This window comes from Photobacterium pectinilyticum, assembly GCF_024357955.1.
Lineage (GTDB): Bacteria > Pseudomonadota > Gammaproteobacteria > Enterobacterales > Vibrionaceae > Photobacterium > Photobacterium pectinilyticum.
In genome coordinates this window covers 37,144-54,175 of the sequence record NZ_JANEYT010000013.1, presented here as the reverse complement: position 1 = coordinate 54,175, position 17,032 = coordinate 37,144, and the positions used below count along the sequence as shown (strand labels likewise).

The window sequence follows — 17,032 nt, the reverse complement described above, 5'->3', positions numbered from 1 at the left end:
AGCTACACCTCCACCGATGCAGGTGCGTTGAAGTGAATGATCTCGGCATCACACTCATCGGCAATGCGAGAGGCACGCTTCACTATCTCATCGCTGAGCTGAACGGTTTCCAGTGCGTTAGGGATCACCTGGCTGATGATCTTGGCTTCACCGTTATCAACAATCGTGGTCTTCTCGAACAACTCACCTAATTGCTGATAACAGGTCTTGCAGTCGGTACATTGACCCTTGTCATCCTCATTGATGACAACGAGCGGCAGGGCACCGTCAGCATGGCTGGATGCTTGTGGAGCCGTGGAACCTGACTCTATCTGGGTGACCGGAATAGCGTTGGTGACATTCGGTGACGCAGCCATAGCCAACTCAGCCAAACCATTGGCGATAGATTCGATGGTTTGCTCGTTGCTATCCATCGCGCTTTGGTAACGCTGTTTCCACTCATTGATTTGCCGTTGGTATTGTTGGTCAATGTTGGTGACATGCTGGCCGCTCAGGTATTGCAGCATATGCCAGTTGCGTAACCGCTCTTCGGTCAAGGCGACAATTGAGCTGGAAACTTGCAGTTTGATCAGGTGCTGCTGTTTGTCGGTTGCCCAGATAAACGGCGTTTTGCCATTGCGCTCATCTGCACTCATTGCAACGTATTCAGCTACTTCAATGGCGTGGTGATCTTCGGTTACAGGGGAGAAGTGCTTCTTGAAGCGTCCTTCATAGAGTGAGAAGTCAGCAGGGGTGAACGGCACTTGTTTCAACTGGGTCATACCATCGTTGTCGATATAGCTGATGGTATGGGTTGCCCAATCCTGTTGCAGTTCAGGGTTTCCTTCGATACAGAAGCGCTCGGATAAAGTTTCGCCCTTACGTGGGTCATGAACAAAGACCGGACTCATGCGGCTTTCAACCGCCAAGCGTGAATGACGGGTACTGGCATCATCGGCAATACCGTGTTCGCCCATACATGGGGTATAGACATCAAACAGCGCAGGGGCATCTTGATAGTTCAGGTACTCCATCAAGTTAGACATGAAGTGGCCCTGCAGGGCGGTAGAGGTTTGTACCACCATGACTTTCGGGTGGAAGGTCGCAATGATACCCAGCTCTTTACGCGATTCCTGCTTACCACTGTGGGCACTGCCAAAGCGGCTGAGGTCGGAGTCCTGTGCGGTGAAGCTGGAGGTGGATGCCTGACCACCGGTGTTGGAGTAGCTACCGGTATTGAGTACAAGTACCTTGATTGGGGTGCTGGTAGACAGCAAACGCGATAGAGCACCGAAGCCGATGTCATAGGTCGCGCCGTCACCACCGATACTGAATACGGTCGGTAAGAGCCCGAGCTCCTGATCGGATAGTTGGCTCCACTCCAGATAGCGAAGCTGGCTATCATGCACCTTGGCATCGTACATATCTTCAAGTTCAAGCTTGGCGGCACGTAGCGCCTTGAACTGCTCAAGTTGGTTCGCTGCTTCACCTTCGAATAAGCCTTTGGCAACCGCTGGGGTGTCTTGGAACAAGCTGTTCACCCATGGGTCATTGTATGGGTTGGCCGGGAAAGTGGATGCGTAGACACTACTACAACCGGTCGCGTTGGCAATCAGCGCATCTGATGGACCGTTACCTGTTGGGCCGTGCTCGAAGTGGAACAAGCGTTTCTCTAGTACTTTGAGGGTACGGGCAATACGTTCGGCACGTGGTTGTTCTGCCTCGATATTAACCAGTGATTCACACTTATCTTCCAGCTTCTCAATCATGTCTTCAAGGCTAGCAATGTGCGATTGATAACGTTGTTGCTGCAAGGCGCGGTTGATTGAGGTTGCAAGGCGAAGTGCTGTGACCTCACCACATCCACGGCACGCACCGTGGCCAGAACTCATGGCATAGTAGTTACTGCGATCAAGCAACAGACGCTTCGATTCGCTGGCATCGGTGATGCCTTGTTGCAAGAAGCGGGCTGGGGTGTTTGGCATGTCAGCCAATGTAGTGAACAGCTCGTGCATTTGCTGATTCATTTCAGTGGTTTGACGTACTTTTTGCAGGGCGTTAGGTCCGCAGACATCAACACACTCCATGCAACCACTACACTTGCTTGGGTCAATGGCGACTGAGAATAACCCACCGCTGCCGGGAACCGCTTTCTCCATGGCGTCGAAAAACGGTTTGGTGCGGCTGACAGGTAGCGACTCCAATGTGACACAAATACCGGCCATTTGCTGAGTGACAGCAGGGTCGTCGAAGGTCATGGTGTCGACCACGTTGGCAACGACTTGGTGCAGTGGCAGTGATTCGTTTTTAGGTGCTGTGCGGTAGTACTGGCGCACTGCATCCAAAATGGGTGGCATTTTCGCTTTCAGGCCATCACGCTGCATCGGCGGGATATTGAGCTTGTCGATCGCCACGTACAGGATATCGTGCAGTTCATGTACCGCATTTGGGATCGCGCCGTCAGGACAGGCAATGGTACATTCCATACACCCTGTACACTTATCAGCGTCGAACTTAGGAGCATTGAGCCTGAACAGGCCTTTATCTTTGGTGATCGCGCTGGCTGGTGGCATAAACATGCCTGAGCCTGGAATGACGGGGGCTTCACCGATAGTGCCATCAGCGTAGTGCTGACCTGCGATATTACTGAAGTAGGATGGATCGAACAGGCCACAGCTGGCTTGTTTCTGCTTTGGTGTTTCGCTAGTTAATGCCGCGGTTGCCTCAACCTCAACATCGTTGAAATCGGCGTAACAAACCTGCTGGGTCGCGTGGATCCCCTCACGGATCACCGCCATGTTACTGTCAACAACTCTCTTACCCTTGGCACCAAACTTCTTGGCAATTTGCTGGGTGATACGCTCGAGCATCGATGACTCGTCAGCACCTTGGGTGACTTGAGTAGCGTGACCACAAAGCGCACCGATAAAGGCAATGCCCATCATCCTGATTTCAAGGTCAGCGGATGGTGCTTGCTCTCTGGCGACCTTAAAGGCATCAACGATATAGAAGTTGATATTGTTTTCACGAATGAACTGGCGCGCACTGGCAGGAATTTCATGCCACACCTGCTCTGGCTCGTGGTGGGTTTGCAGAATGAAGGTACCGTTGCGGGTCAAGCCGGCCAGTGGGTTAGTGTGCATAAACACTTTGTGGTCTGGCGACAGGACAATTTCAACTTGCTGTAACTCGGCATTGGTGATCTTTATTGGCTCAGGCGATAGCGTGATAAAGAAGTTGGTTGGCGCACCACTTTTCTCCGAACCATATTTAGGCATCGATTTAGAATGCAGCCCCAACGCACCGGATAGGATATCGGTCAACAACTTACCGGTTGCAATGGTGCCGTAGCCACCGACAGAGTGGAAACGTACCCGCATAGCCGATTCTGGCAGCAGGTTAGGGTTCTCGCCAGTTTCCAATGCCATTAGCTCGGTATCAGGGTAAGCTTCGCGCAGTCGATCCTGAATCAGTTTAAGCTCGCCGGTTGCCTTAGCATCAAAGAATTGGCTACCCAGGTAGAAGAATGGCTTGGTGTTTTCTTCACGCATGTTATCGAATGCGGCGATGAGGTGATTCGGCTGTAAGTCGTGACCGCCAAGTCCGAAGATACCCGTGTTGACCATCGGGATATGCTGTAGCGGTTTGATGCCTTGATGGCGAATCTTCTGCACGTTTTCTTGTGCTTTGAATAGCGCGCGGGAAATACGTGCAGTCAAGCGGGTTTCATCGCAACGCTCAAGAACGGTTACCGCTAATTTACCTGCGAGTTTCTCGACGATCTGTGCTTCTGGGAATGGGTGTAGTTGTTTGATTGAAATGACACCGACTTTCTGTCCTTGCTTGCGTAAATGCGCAGCGACAGCTTCGGCATCATCGGTGACCGAGCCAAGGCCTACAATCACGTAGTCGGCATCGTCGCACATAAAGTCCATCACAGGCTCATAGAAGCGACCGGTTAGCTCGCCGTATTCCTGCATTGCTTGTTCGATGAACTGGGGCACATCATTCTGGAAGTGGCTGCGATGATCGACGATCCCTGCTTGATAATCAGGCTGGTTTTGTACCCCACCGGTGAGGCCTGGATTGTGGGTATCAACCAGTGCAGGAACACGTTGACGGGTGTCTTTTTCATAGGCGTTGAGCCAAGCTCGCTGCCATTTCTTTTGTAGGCCGTCAGGCAAGTATGTGTTGGTCGAGTCGATGAGTTGACCTTCACTGTCTTTTTCAATCTCGTCACTTTTGCTGGCAATATAGCCTTGTAAATCGCGCAGCTTTTCTGGCCAGAACTGGTCTTGGTATTTGTCGATAAATTGACCTAGCTGCCACACTCGTCCTTTGGCACCGTAAAGCATACGCTGCGCTTCGGTTGGTGCCACAATACGGTCGGTCGGATCACCAAGGTACTGTTTGAGTAATTCAGGCTCGGGAAGCTTCACTTCACTTTGGATATGGCTGGTGGCAAAGCCATCCATGGTATTGGCAACCGGGATCAGCGATTGTGCACTGACTCGGTATGAAATCGCCGCGAGATCCGCAGCTTCCTGCGCGTTGCTGGCGAACAGGGTGGTGTAGCCTGCAGAAAGCAGGGCGTAAACATCATCATGCCCGGCCATGACATTCAATGAATGACGAGAGACCGAACGCGCAGCAACATGAAGCACGAAGCCAGCAGTTTTTTTACCCACCGTGACATAGTGAGATTCCAAAGCATAAAGGATACCTTGGCTGGATGAAGCATTAGAGATGTATTTTCCGCCGGTCAGAGCTGCCCCCAATGCACCACTTTGTGCTGAATGCTCGCCTTCCGGTTCGAAGAAAAAGGGGTGTTGTCCCCAAACATTGCAACCACCTTGCGCCCTGAAAGCTTCGTATAATTCTGATATTTCAGTCGAAGGGGTGATGGGGTATCCAATAACACCACCACAAACATAATCCATGACATGCGCGACGGCACCATTACCATGAATTACGGTTGATTGGCCTGGGTAAGTTGGTGTGCCCTGGGACGTATTGCTCCTTTGTGTCAGTGTAGACATACAACATAGCTCCTTGGTATGTGATTTATTATTTGTGGTCGACTTCCTTAAGGGGGGACTTTACTGTTCACCAAAATACGTCACGGCGGATACGCCGTTGTGCACCTTATCATTCAGAGCGTTTTGGTGAAAAATCACATAAAACGAGTGATAGCGCTTGATATGACCAACTGATGCTTATATATACCCAAGCAAACTCGCCCTATGGGAGTCCATCAATGCGCCCATTTCTTTGTTGAATAACCTTGAACTGAACACAATGATGAGGCTCTGAATCCAGTAGATTGAAGTCACTTGGGTATATAAGTTAAATGCTACACTAGTTGCACTTGCAGCATTGCTCATACGGTCACAAATTAAACACAAAGACCTCAATAATCATGCGTGTATACGTGTTGATGTGAATCGATAACAAAATAGGTTAGCGGCCTTGCCTAAAAGCTTGATAATCTAGTCGCTTTCCTTTGTTTAGTTGTGGTGGTTTTTTTGTTTTCTCAACACAAATATACCTTGGCTGGATGTGTCGCAATCCTGCTGTGGAGCACCATTGTCGCCTTTATCCGAAATGTTGCTGAACAGTTGGGACCCGTTGGTGGCGCGGCAATGATTTACACTCTGAGCTCAGTATTGCTGGTGGTAGTGGTGGGTGCGCCAAAACTCACTCGGTTTTCTCCTCGGTATCTCGTTATTGGTGGTGGACTGTTCGTTAGCTACGAGATGTGTCTGGCATTAGCGTTGGGGATGGCTAACGATAGGGTACAGACCATCGAAATGAGTGTGATCAACTACCTCTGGCCAGCCTTGACGGTCATGCTGGCAGTTGTAGTCAGTAAGCAGCCTGTCAGTAAATTATTATATCCGGCGATGGCAATGGCTTTCTTTGGGGTGGCTTGGACTGTTTCCGGCGATCAAGGCTTATCGTTAACTCGACTGGTAGAGAATGTTGCAACCAACCCGGTTAGCTATACCTTGGCATTTAGCGGTGCATTTATTTGGGCGATCTACTGCAATATCACCAAGCGTCTGGCAAATGGTCAGAATGCGATTTCCTGGTTCTTCATTGCCACAGCGGTCGCGCTTTGGGTGAAATATTTACTGACCGATCAGCCGCCAATGGTATGGAGTAGCGAAGCGCTGCTGAACTTGGTATTGGCTGCGGTTGCTATGGCGGGTGGCTATGGGTTGTGGAACATTGCCATTATCGGCGGAAACATGGTGCTGCTCGCCACACTGTCTTATTTTACGCCCATTCTATCCGCTTTTTTCTCAGCCCTGATTTTCGGCATCAGCTTGGGGATGACATTTTGGCAAGGTGTGGTGATGGTGACGCTGGCTTCGCTCAGTTGCTGGTATCTGACGCGTAAAAAGCATTGAGCCTTACTCTCTTGAATAGATAGCTAAAGCGCCGGCCACTTGGCCGGCGTTTTTTGTTGTTCATTCAATTATCACAATGTGGGAATGAATTGCTTTTTTATTATAGTGGTTATCACTCTGTAAGAATGATGATTGAATCATGGTTAGTGTTGCGTGTAAATAAAGGGGTCGGCGCGATGGTAGCTACTGAACGTGTCGCCTAACCAGATGAAATCGACAGGAAACGATTTGAAAGCCGATAAATATAAATTAAATGCCAACGAGAAGCTGCTTCAGGTACTGATGCACATTGCATCAGAAAATGAACCTGTAACCGCACAGGCAATAAGTGAGCATACAGGTATGCCGCAAAGTAGCGTTTACCGCTATTTGGTGATCCTTAAGAACTGGAACCTAATTGAGGAGAGCCCGAGGCAAAGCTGTTACAGCATTGGCCCGGCGGCGTTACAACTGCTGCGTAACTTCCAGCAGTTCTCCCCGCTTTCGAGCGGGGTACATCAGGTACTTAAACGGGTCCAGCAACAGACTGGAGAGATGGCCGCTTATTTGGTGCCGGTAGGCTTCAGGGCCTTGTGTACGGCTCGGGTCGATAGTCCCCACGCATTGCGCTGTGCCTATGAGGAAGGTCAGAGCCAGCCGTTGCTCCGTGGTGCTTCGGCTAAGGTGATTTTGGCTTACCTGCCAGAACAAAGGGTAATGGCAACATTACATCATTTTGGTATTACAGAGCCCGATGACGTTACCCATTGGTTGCAAGATTTGACGCAGATAAAAAAAGACGGCTACGCCATCAGTACTTCAGAATACGACGTTGGTGTTTCCGGGGTGAGTGCCCCGGTATTTACCGGCAACAAAGTTGTTGGGGCGGTGAGTGTAATGGCACCGCAAGAGCGGGTTCAAAAGAGTAAGAACGCGATAATTTTCTCAGTCCTTCAGGCGGCGAGGGTGTTGCCTCCGGACTTATAACCGTACATAAGGAGCAATCATGCTGCATGTAAAACGTTGGTTTCCACTTCCCTTCCTAGGTCACCCCGTTAATACGCATCCTAGAGCCATGATTGAGCCTTATGCAGAGCAACGAAAGGTAGGAGCGGTGATATTGGGGCTCGCCAGTGACTTGAGCTTGATTGATTACGATATCTACAGCGGAGCCAAAGAGGGACCTGACAGTATCAGGCAGATACTATTAAAAGTCCCGTATACAGGGGCATTGCCGATCTATGATGCGGGTGTGATAGAGGCTCAGAGCTACTTTGGGGTCAAGGAAGATGAATTTGATACCATGCGTTCAGCCCAATACGCCAAGTTGTGCGCCATGCTCAAGCTGGGTCACTTACCTGTGATGCTCGGCGGAGGACATGAGGTCGCTATCGGCAGTTATCAGGCATTATCTGATACCGTGAATCAAACGGGCAATGACAGCTCTGGCGAAGAGAGTCAAATGTTACCATTTTTAGAAGGGAACCGGATCGGCATCATTAATATCGATGCCAACTTCCAGCTTCGGCGCTCACTGGCGGTGAAATCCGGTTCTGCATTTCATTCTGTTGCGGCTTTTTGCCATACCCATAACCGTGCTTTTCACTATTTGGGGTTGGGGATGTGCGACCATATCAATACCAAGGCGACCATGGCCTATGCTAATGAACTGGGGGCACAGTGGTTGCTTGATAGTGAAATGAGGATGAAAAATCGTAAGCGAATTCAGGCGACCGTCACGAAATACCTTGATCATGTCGATCATATCCACCTGAGTATCGACCTATCAGTATTTTCCTCATCGATTGCTGGCGGCGTGAGCCTGTCTCGGGTCTTCGGTGTTAATTTGGCTGTGGTTGAAATGGTGCTCAGTCAAGCAATGGCCAGCAACAAAGTCAGGGTAGTCGATATTGCTGGCCTCAATCCGGAATATGATTATCAGAACCAGACGGCGCGTTTGGCTGTCTCACTGCTGCATCATGTCCTAAAGTCTCGCTGAGTCATATGAGACGCTAGTGTGATACATCAATGCGATAAAACGTCGCTTTCACGTAGTCTTCTGCAAGGCCGGTACTATTTTGGTTATAGACACCGGCTTTGAAATACATGTATTGGCCGCCCAGGTCATATCCACTTTTTGACATATCAATGGTTTTATTGATGTCTGGCTTGCCTTCTCTAATGATGGTAGTGCTAAGTTGATTGCCGACCACTTCAATGCGATATGAGAAGCGCTCATTTAGCTCGATACCATCTTCTGGCTCGGCAATTGAACTGGACTTTCCACCAATCATTTCATACCACTGTTCATCACCGGATAATGGCTCGTGAGCGAAATAAATTGATCCTTTGTTGTGATGCGGCAGTTTGCGATAGTAAAGACGGATAGGCTCATCGTCATTAGCGTGGATCTGGCCAATAATGACACGTCCAATCTGGTTTTTCTCACCTGTTGTTGTGACATGGTTCACCGCTAGATCGGCTTCCAGCACACCGTCAATACCGCCTGCGGCTTGTTGGTCAGCTTTAGGCGCAGTAGAGAAGACCCAGTTATTCGCAGTTACACCTTTGGTGCGAATTTTTGTATCGCCACGCCGCAGCATTTCGCGTAACTCTGAACGGGTATATTTGGTGTTTTCTGACGTTTTCGGCCCCGCAATAGGAGCGAGAAAAATCAGGTTAGCCTCTGCATTTTGCTCAAAATACGGCGAAAGCTGATAACCGTCGGCTAACTGATTTTCCGAAATATTGTCAGAGCGACCTTCTCCCGTTGTATCTACGGGGACGCTCAGTGTCCATTGTTGAAGGTCGGTTGCAGCGAAGCTGCTGCTAGCCATTAAGCCAAAGGTTAGTGACATTATTTTGCGCATAAGAAACAATCAAATTAAGAGCTAAAGTCAGCAGGCTACCAATCAGAGGGTTGGGCTTATGTCAGAGCCATGTCAATAATAATACAAATAGCTTAACGCCAATTCGCCCCGCAAGAATTAGTGTTAGGCTGGTATTGTAAATATCGAATAAAGGTATCACTTTTTGATAAATAAAAAATTGGTGGTGACACTGTCGGATGTTATAACATAACGTTTATTAATGAAGGCAACGCAATACACAAGGCTTTTAATGTTTTACCGCAAAAAGGCAAACAACCGGACAAATGCTGTAATCAAGCGTGCAGTTACCGGTCTCTTCTTTCTCATCTTCCCGCTGTTTGCTTCAGCGCATCCTCATTCTTGGATTGAAATGAAAACGTATATTGATGGCAAAGACGGTATGATCACCGGTTTTCGAATGGAATGGTCATTTGACCCAATGACATCGGCGTACATGTTGGATGGCGAGGATACCTCTCCGGAAATGGAAGCAAAAACCTTTACTAAGGTAGCGGCATCAGTGCTTGATAATATGATGCACGAGCATTACTTCACGTATTTTTATGACGGTGAGAAGCCCATCAAATACCAGTTGGCCCGTTACGGCAAGCTCAACCGAGACCGTGCGCGGTTGGTACTTACTTTCGAGTTGCCCTTGGCAAAGCCACAGCTAGTGACAGCTGAATCACTTAAGCTATTGGTTTTTGAGCCAAGTTACTATGTCGATATGTCCTGGCTATCAAAACGGGATGTGATTTTGGCTGGTGATCTCGCTGACTATTGCGAGCTTGAGATGGTTGCACCTAATCCGACACCGGAGCAGATGAGCTATGCCATATCACTGCCAGCAGATGCTGATCCTGATAATGCGCTTGGCCAACTGTTTACTCAATCCGTGCGATTCCACTGCCAAGCCATTGCGGAAAAAGAAGTTGGCGACGATAGCGAGGACTCAAACTAATGACACAGCATAAGCAATGCCCGCCGACAGATAACACCAAACACCAAGCGACGCTACAAGCCTCGAGTTCGTCAGTAAGGGATCCTTTGGTTAAAAAAGAATGGTTGATGTTGTCGCTCCTAATGGCAGCAATGCTGTTTGGCGGATACCAGTTATGGTTGGCTTGGCCAAGTATGGTGCTCAAAAGTATTGAATGGCAGCGGACAGTGAACAACCAACTGGCTGATTTACTCTACGATGCCAAAGAAAATCCATTGGTGGCTGGCGGCTACTTAGGTGGTTTCAGTTTTCTCTACGGCGTACTTCATGCCCTTGGCCCTGGACACGGTAAAGTGATAGTCACAACTTACTTAGCGACTCAGCCGACCAAGGTGAAAACCAGTTTGGTGCTGACACTCGTGTCGGCGGTTTGTCAAGCTTTGGTGGCTGTTGTTTTGGTTAGTGTACTGTTGTGGGGGTTCAATGCATCGATGCGCGAGGTCAGTTCACAGGCAGAGAAGTTTATGACGATTAGCAGTGCCCTTGTCAGTGTGTTGGGGGGGATGATCTGCTGGCGCGCGTTCAAGGGGTTTCGACGCAGTGTTGTCAAATCCCAACAAGTGGGATGTGGTCACCACCATGACCACCATGACCACCATGACCACCATGACCACCATGACCACCATGACCACCATCATTCGACTGAGTGTGGTTGCGGCCATCGTCATATCGCCTCGCCTGAAGAGGTAGACAATGCCAAGAGCTTGCGCGAATACGTTGGGGTGATCATGAGTATTGGTCTGCGGCCTTGTACCGGAGCAATCATGGTCTTACTGTTCGCTAATATGGTCGGCTTATATTGGATGGGTGTGGTCAGTGCGGTCGTAATGTCGTTGGGAACAGCCTTGACGACCTCGGCTTTGGCTTTGTTGACCTTGTCTGGCAAGCGTATTGTCCATCACTATTTACAGCAAGGGAGTGGACAGGTAGGGAAATCAGACTCTCGCATTGGCTTGATCTGGGCGGGATACAGCTTGCAACTGGTGGGCGGAATTATTCTGGTATTGATGGGGCTATTGCTTGCCAGTAGCCAGAGTACGGGATTATCACCAGTCTTACTTGGTTAATGAGGCTTCCCCCATACAAGGCTATATAAACCAGTCGAGTCAGCCTCGCTTGAGTCGGGCTCGAAGAGATTAATTTAGCAATTTAGGTTTCAGGCTCAAAGATGAAAAAACACGCTGGTGCTAGTGAGTTCATAATATAGTAAGCGCTCTTTGATGTTAGTTGGCAATGTGGGGGGGGCATGTGAATAAAGCACGATGGGGTAAACGAGCTCTGATGCTAGGTGCTGCTTATTGGGTCGCCACCAGTGCTGTCGCTAGTGATCCAGCTTTTGATTGTACAGAAGCAGAAGGGGCGGTAGAAAAATTGATATGCCAAGATGCTCATTTAGCTGAACTGGATCAAAAAATGCAGCACGTGTTTGATAAGGCGATGGCCCAGTTGCCTGCAGATGATGTGAAAATACAAAAGGCGATGCAGCGGGGGTGGATAAAAGGACGTAACGACTGCTGGAAAGTCAACGATGTACGTGATTGTACAGATTTTGCGTATAGAAGCCGGATTGTCGAGCTACAGATCATCAGTGGCCAGCTAGAGGCACCAAAGAGTGTGCCACTCAATTGCGGCGATAATAGCCAGCCATTTACAGCTGTTTTTTACAATCAGACCGATCCGGCAAGTTTAGTATTAACCCGGGGGAATGACCAAGTTATTGCATTATCTGAGCCAATGGCAAGTGGTATTAAATATTCCGGGCAAAACATGGAGTACGGTGAACATCAAGGTGAGATCACCATAAAGTGGTTCGATAATACGTTCGAATGCCAACAGAAGCATTAAAGCAGGAAAGGCAACAGAGAAACGTTGAGGGGAAAGAGTTATGCGCTTAGCTCGGCAAGTATTTATAAAGGTTGCGATTGCTAGCCTTTTGTTTGGATTTATTCAGTTTGTCCAAGCAGCATCGATGATAGCGACACTGCCTGACGGCCGGGAAGTCATATTACTGGATGATAATACCTGGCACTTTGTAGGAGGTGACCAAGAAATTGCAGCACAACCGACAAGTTCAGCTAAAGCAGCAACAACGCCTTTAACGACGGGGACTACTGCGGGTAAAGCGGTAACAACCGATGCGACTGGGAGTGGCGCTGCGGTAGTTGGGGGAGCTGCGGTCTTGGCGACATCATCGGCTGCCTCTGCTAAGTCTAACGGTGATCTCGTTGCCCCAAATACTGGCCGAGTTGTCGGTGAATACCAACGCAGCGGTGTTGTGATTGTTGCCCAAGCTGCCAGCTATCAGGAGGGGAAACTAACCATTCCGGTTTCGCTGAGAAATGAAGGTACAGATTCAGTGATCTTGGTTGAAGTCGCGACCATACTGCGCAATAACAAAGGTGAGGTGCTTCAGCGTGACGACCACGTTGTTTGGACTTCAATCAAGCGAATGCCAGAAACATATTTCCGTCCGGGCACTGAACGCGAAGGCAAGATACTGACATTTTCTGTCCCTAAGCTCGAACGCTATTTCTTAGAAACTGATATCAAAACGGTCGAGCGCTGGTGATACTTTTGCTGGTTGTGATTTGTTGATATTGTGATATTTCACTAAAGCCAATTCGATGTGAGGATTCTCAACCTCGAGTAAGGTATCTAAGTGGCTGGGGTAGTCGTCACCTTGGCTTTTCATATAAGCGGCTAGCAATTTGACGTCGTCGGGTCTTGGCCGGTAACTCAAGTTTGGAAAGGCTTGATAAATGGTGGTAATTGCGGATTTTAACGTATCTGCAAAAGGGGCTACTGAGGTTTTCATGTCTATGATATATGTCCCGACGCCATGTCTCGATTTTATGCATTCAACTTTATGTATAAGAGTTTACGCTGAGTCTTTGCCGTAGTGATTGATCTGGTGAGATTGTATTCGGGGTTTATGACAGGTTGTTTTCACCACATATAAAATATGCAGTGGATTTCACTATTATTTGCATTAACCATAAGTGATTTGAAAAGAAAAGGCTGTATCTTCAAATGAGAGACAGCCATTTTATAACGCTAAATCTGAATTATAGTGATGAGGTGTTAAACCCAGCACCTTTCCACGCAAAGATACCGCCTGGGTAACGGTAGACATTGGTATACCCCAGTTTTACCGCCCATGTTGCTGCATTATGGCTACGGCCGCACTTAACAAAACCGCAATAGAAAACCAAGGTTTTAGCTTTGTCTTCGCCTAGTAGCTGAGTAAATTCCTCTACGGTTTGCTGATCGGTTAATGCAGGATCCCACTTGGGCATATCAGAAATAGGGAACTCGAACTGTTTGGCACTGGGAATATGCTCTTTTTTGTAGCTGTCTTTGAAAGGCATGGCATCGACGATCATGACACTGGCCTCTTGTTCAATGAGTGTTTTCAGTCCATTGGTATCAATAAGCTGGTAGCCACCGGCAAGCGTATCGTTATGGAGTTTGATAGCAACCTGCTCGGTTTCCACTTCAGCTTTGAATTTACCGCCAAACAGTGCAGCGTTTGCACTAAACGGCAGGACGAGTAATGCACAGGTGAGAATAAATAGGTTGAGCCAAAAGCTGCGCCCAACTCGCCGGAAAGAAAGAGCGTGCAGAGAAGCCTTGTTCTTGATCATGATCGTATCCTTATCAAAGACTACTTTCACTGCGTCACACGTTTAGTCAATCAAACTGCTGGTGTAACAGAGCGGTGAGTCGTTAAGTTGTTGAAGTAATAGAGTGCTGCAGAAACGAGAAGTACAAGCAGCATGATGAGAAATTGGGGCTCAAGGGTGCTGTAGACATCAGATTGCACTGTACCGGGCAGGTAGCAGCCGCAATCAAAGTGCAAGCCTTGGTACAGAGCGAGTCCAGACAAGGCAATATGTAAGCCAAAGCCAGCAACGACAGGGAGTAATGTGGTAATACCCAAATAGGCGGTGAGTGCACTGATGCCAAGGGCGAGCGGTATGGCAAACGTGATAGGTTCGACGTACATTGCAGGGACTATACCGGTATCGCTCAGCAGTAACCCGGTTTGTTCAGGTAATAAAAAGCCTTTTGCCGTCAGCGCTGCTGCGCACATCAATACAAAGGAGGTGACAAAGTGATGTAAATAGCCTGTCGTTTTCATAATTATATCTCTTCCTGTCGTATAACCCAGTGTTGATATAGTTTTGAAAATCAAACCTGGGTAAAAATATCTGGCCTGAATCCATCAAGCCAGACTGCAAGTGGCCCTAGCCCTTAACTCATTCTGCTTTGCTCCAGATGTAACATGGCTTCCAATACACTGCCGGCAATTGCCCGTGCCTTATCCGATACGGTGGTGTAATCCGCTTCAGGGCCTCGTGGGTCAATATCACCAATTTTGAAGCCTTCGCGAACGGTAAGACCGTTGTTCAATAGCCCGCGCATCATACCGGTCAGTGGTGCCACTACCGGGCTGTCGCCGATATGGGCAATGACATCCCCTTCTTCAACCAGATCACCGAGTTTGACATGGTTATGCATGACACCAGTACATGGAGCTCGTAGCACTCGCTGGTGGGTATAGCCAGCAATATTGCCGGGAACACCGGTATTCGGCTGGGTCGAACCTTGATAAATTACCCGGCCCAAATGGTGGCCTCGATTGGTTTCGATCACCGCATCACAGTCCCTGCCGGCGGTAAAACCTGGGCCAAGGGCGATGGTAATAGGGGCCATGTCTTTCTGGGTACCAACGTTGTGCTTGGCGAGAATGGCATCGACCAAGAAAGTCGGCTTGAGGGTATCAGACGAGCTGCAGTCTTCATCAACCACGACCGGAATTTGGTTGCGGTCGATGATGTCGAACACCTCGTTTTTATTATTGGCTTTACAGGCGGTGATCCCCTCTACTTGCACCGGTTCGCCATAAAGACATTGGCCAAACGATACGCTGCAACGAATCATGGTTGGCTTGGCGATATCGGTCATCACCACTTTGTAGCCAGCATTGAATAGGCGAACGGCGACGCCAGTCGAGATATCTCCGGCCCCGCGAAGCAAAACCAGCTTGTTACGGTTAAGGCGGGTATCGTCTTTCATCTGGCCGCCAACCGATTCATGTTTCACCTTGAGGATCTCAGCCATGATGCTGATAGCAATTTCTTCCGGGGTTTCGGCACCGATATTGAAGCCGATAGGTGAGTGGATGTTTTTGATCCGGGTCTCATCGACACCGCTTTGGCGTAAATGGGTAAACAGCGTCTGTACCTTGCGGCGACTGGCCATCAGGCCGGTATAGCGGGTTTCGCAGTCCACTACCTTGGAGATGGCATCTTGGTCTTGGTGGTTAGTCGCGATGACAATATAGCTGTCTTTGTTAATATCCAGCTGCTCAATGGCCCCTTCCATGGTATCGCCCAGTAAACGCTTAGTACCGATCGGGAAATGCTCCTCGGCGAGGCTGTCGGCGTAGGCGTCAGCGACTGAAATATAAAAACCTAGCACATGGGCTGCTTGGGCGACGGCACGGTTGACGTGCCCGGCACCGATGAGAATTAAGCTAGGGCGCAGGCCGTAGACATCGATAAACACCGTCATAGCGCCACCGCAGTCCATGTCCATGGCATCAGGGCCATTGCGGGTCATACGCCCTTTAACGACACGGGGTTTTCTTTCACTTAGTGCTTCCAAGGCTTGCTCGATCACATAGCGCTCAATCATCCCACCGCCAACGGTACCGATGATCGTGCCATCGGCCTTGACGATCATTTGGCCTGAATGGCGCGGCGCGGAGCCGCGAGTTTCTATAATATTGGCTAGAGCGAATGGAACGTTGTCTTGTTCTAATTGGGCTGCCTTGGCAAAGATGTTCATTTTCAATGACCTCTGTACAGACGAAGTCAGGTAGCAATAGCTACTTGTTCCTTCAAAATTACTTTTTTGATTGGTGTTTCCGCCTGCATCTCCGCTAGCCAAACTGTTTCCAGTTGCGGGCTGTTGATCAACACCTCTTCAGCTATTTGGCTTATCACTTCGGTATTATTTGCCTTATCCATTTTGTTTATCAGCCAGATTTTTTTTGCTGTTTTTGGGGTCGATTTAAAGAGGCCCAACGGATGAGAAATCAGCGGTTGCAACACTTGGGCGTCAATCACATCACCGGGTTGGCACTGAGTAAGGGCTGAAAAAGCCTGCCATCGATGTATGTGTTCAGGGATCGCCCTATGGTTAATTGCTTCTGCGCCGGTGACACCAATCACCATATCCGAATAACTGGGAATGCAAGGCTCGTGCCCGTGAGGGGCTTTTATGGGTAATGAACGTGAGCCATCGCCTTCAATAATAAAAACTGTGAAGGGGAAATCATTTTTAATATTTTTAATCTCTTTTTCAGATAATCCTAATACCTTTAATCTGTCGGTTTTTAATATGTCGGTAAATAAAGATTTATAGCAAAAAGTGATAGATGGATCAGAAAAACAGAATTGATCTTGTGCTAAAGACTTATTAGGTGTTTTTACTTTTTTTCCATTTTCTTTTTCATTGCAGTACATGGCATCTAGCGGGAGAATATAATCCGTTTGATGGGCCTCGGGTAAATACATTTTCGTGGTGGTTGTTAGGCAAACAGCATGTCCCCATTGTTTGAATATCCTGGCCAACCAGAAAGCGGTTGATGTCTTTCCTCCGCCACCGACAAGAGTAATAAATAATGTTTTTTTTTGTGCGGCCAAATGGCGTTGATATAACTCCGATAAGATAAATTGGTCTGGAGTTTGCTCTATTAATCGTACGTGGGTATTACATGCCAT

At 48.6% G+C, this 17,032-nt stretch carries 13 protein-coding genes; 7 read left to right on the top strand and 6 right to left on the bottom strand.

Annotated elements, in window-relative coordinates:
- Nucleotides 1-2: 2 nt before the first annotated feature.
- Entirely contained in the window at nucleotides 3-5,018 is a 5,016-nt protein-coding gene (locus NHN17_RS08020; protein WP_255041731.1) for a 2-oxoacid:acceptor oxidoreductase family protein, read from the bottom strand.
- Nucleotides 5,019-5,504: 486 nt separating this feature from the next.
- Here NHN17_RS08020 and yddG point away from each other — a divergent pair, with 486 nt between their 5' ends.
- The 3 genes from yddG to NHN17_RS08005 all read left to right on the top strand — a co-directional run bounded on the left by yddG (nucleotide 5,505) and on the right by NHN17_RS08005 (nucleotide 8,370).
- Complete coding sequence (gene yddG / locus NHN17_RS08015; RefSeq protein ID WP_255041730.1) at nucleotides 5,505-6,392, top strand: aromatic amino acid DMT transporter YddG; 888 nt, start codon at nucleotides 5,505-5,507, stop codon at nucleotides 6,390-6,392.
- A gap of 207 nt (nucleotides 6,393-6,599) precedes the next feature.
- Nucleotides 6,600-7,358, top strand: coding sequence for an IclR family transcriptional regulator (locus NHN17_RS08010; protein WP_373689549.1), 759 nt, complete (start codon nucleotides 6,600-6,602; stop codon nucleotides 7,356-7,358).
- Between the two features lie 19 nt (nucleotides 7,359-7,377).
- Nucleotides 7,378-8,370 carry an arginase family protein gene (locus tag NHN17_RS08005; protein ID WP_255041728.1) on the top strand — a complete coding sequence of 331 codons (993 nt, stop codon included), beginning with the start codon at nucleotides 7,378-7,380 and terminating at the stop codon, nucleotides 8,368-8,370.
- A 13-nt stretch (nucleotides 8,371-8,383) separates the two neighbouring features.
- Here NHN17_RS08005 and NHN17_RS08000 read toward each other — a convergent pair whose 3' ends face one another.
- Nucleotides 8,384-9,229, bottom strand: coding sequence for a polysaccharide lyase family 7 protein (locus tag NHN17_RS08000; RefSeq protein ID WP_255041727.1), 846 nt, complete (start codon nucleotides 9,227-9,229; stop codon nucleotides 8,384-8,386).
- A gap of 262 nt (nucleotides 9,230-9,491) precedes the next feature.
- On the opposite strand from NHN17_RS08000, the gene NHN17_RS07995 reads away from it, so the two are divergent.
- From NHN17_RS07995 to NHN17_RS07980, 4 genes are all read left to right on the top strand, one after another.
- Nucleotides 9,492-10,202 (top strand): DUF1007 family protein, encoded by a 711-nt coding sequence (locus NHN17_RS07995; RefSeq protein ID WP_303629348.1) that lies wholly within the window; start codon nucleotides 9,492-9,494, stop codon nucleotides 10,200-10,202.
- A gap of 107 nt (nucleotides 10,203-10,309) precedes the next feature.
- Nucleotides 10,310-11,308 carry a nickel/cobalt transporter gene (locus NHN17_RS07990; protein ID WP_255041778.1) on the top strand — a complete coding sequence of 333 codons (999 nt, stop codon included), beginning with the start codon at nucleotides 10,310-10,312 and terminating at the stop codon, nucleotides 11,306-11,308.
- Nucleotides 11,309-11,489: 181 nt separating this feature from the next.
- Nucleotides 11,490-12,086 carry an MliC family protein gene (locus NHN17_RS25970; RefSeq protein WP_255041726.1) on the top strand — a complete coding sequence of 199 codons (597 nt, stop codon included), beginning with the start codon at nucleotides 11,490-11,492 and terminating at the stop codon, nucleotides 12,084-12,086.
- 40 nt (nucleotides 12,087-12,126) lie between these two features.
- Nucleotides 12,127-12,810, top strand: a complete 684-nt coding sequence (locus NHN17_RS07980; RefSeq protein ID WP_255041725.1) for a DUF3157 family protein — start codon at nucleotides 12,127-12,129, stop codon at nucleotides 12,808-12,810.
- 496 nt (nucleotides 12,811-13,306) lie between these two features.
- Here NHN17_RS07980 and NHN17_RS07975 read toward each other — a convergent pair whose 3' ends face one another.
- The 4 genes from NHN17_RS07975 to yqeC all read right to left on the bottom strand — a co-directional run bounded on the left by NHN17_RS07975 (nucleotide 13,307) and on the right by yqeC (nucleotide 17,032).
- Nucleotides 13,307-13,885 carry a rhodanese-like domain-containing protein gene (locus tag NHN17_RS07975; protein ID WP_255041723.1) on the bottom strand — a complete coding sequence of 193 codons (579 nt, stop codon included), beginning with the start codon at nucleotides 13,883-13,885 and terminating at the stop codon, nucleotides 13,307-13,309.
- Nucleotides 13,886-13,935: 50 nt separating this feature from the next.
- Complete coding sequence (locus NHN17_RS07970) at nucleotides 13,936-14,382, bottom strand: MauE/DoxX family redox-associated membrane protein (protein ID WP_255041722.1); 447 nt, start codon at nucleotides 14,380-14,382, stop codon at nucleotides 13,936-13,938.
- 113 nt (nucleotides 14,383-14,495) lie between these two features.
- Complete coding sequence (yqeB, locus tag NHN17_RS07965) at nucleotides 14,496-16,094, bottom strand: selenium-dependent molybdenum cofactor biosynthesis protein YqeB (protein ID WP_255041721.1); 1,599 nt, start codon at nucleotides 16,092-16,094, stop codon at nucleotides 14,496-14,498.
- 26 nt (nucleotides 16,095-16,120) lie between these two features.
- Nucleotides 16,121-17,032, bottom strand: coding sequence for a selenium cofactor biosynthesis protein YqeC (gene yqeC / locus NHN17_RS07960; RefSeq protein WP_255041719.1), 912 nt, complete (start codon nucleotides 17,030-17,032; stop codon nucleotides 16,121-16,123).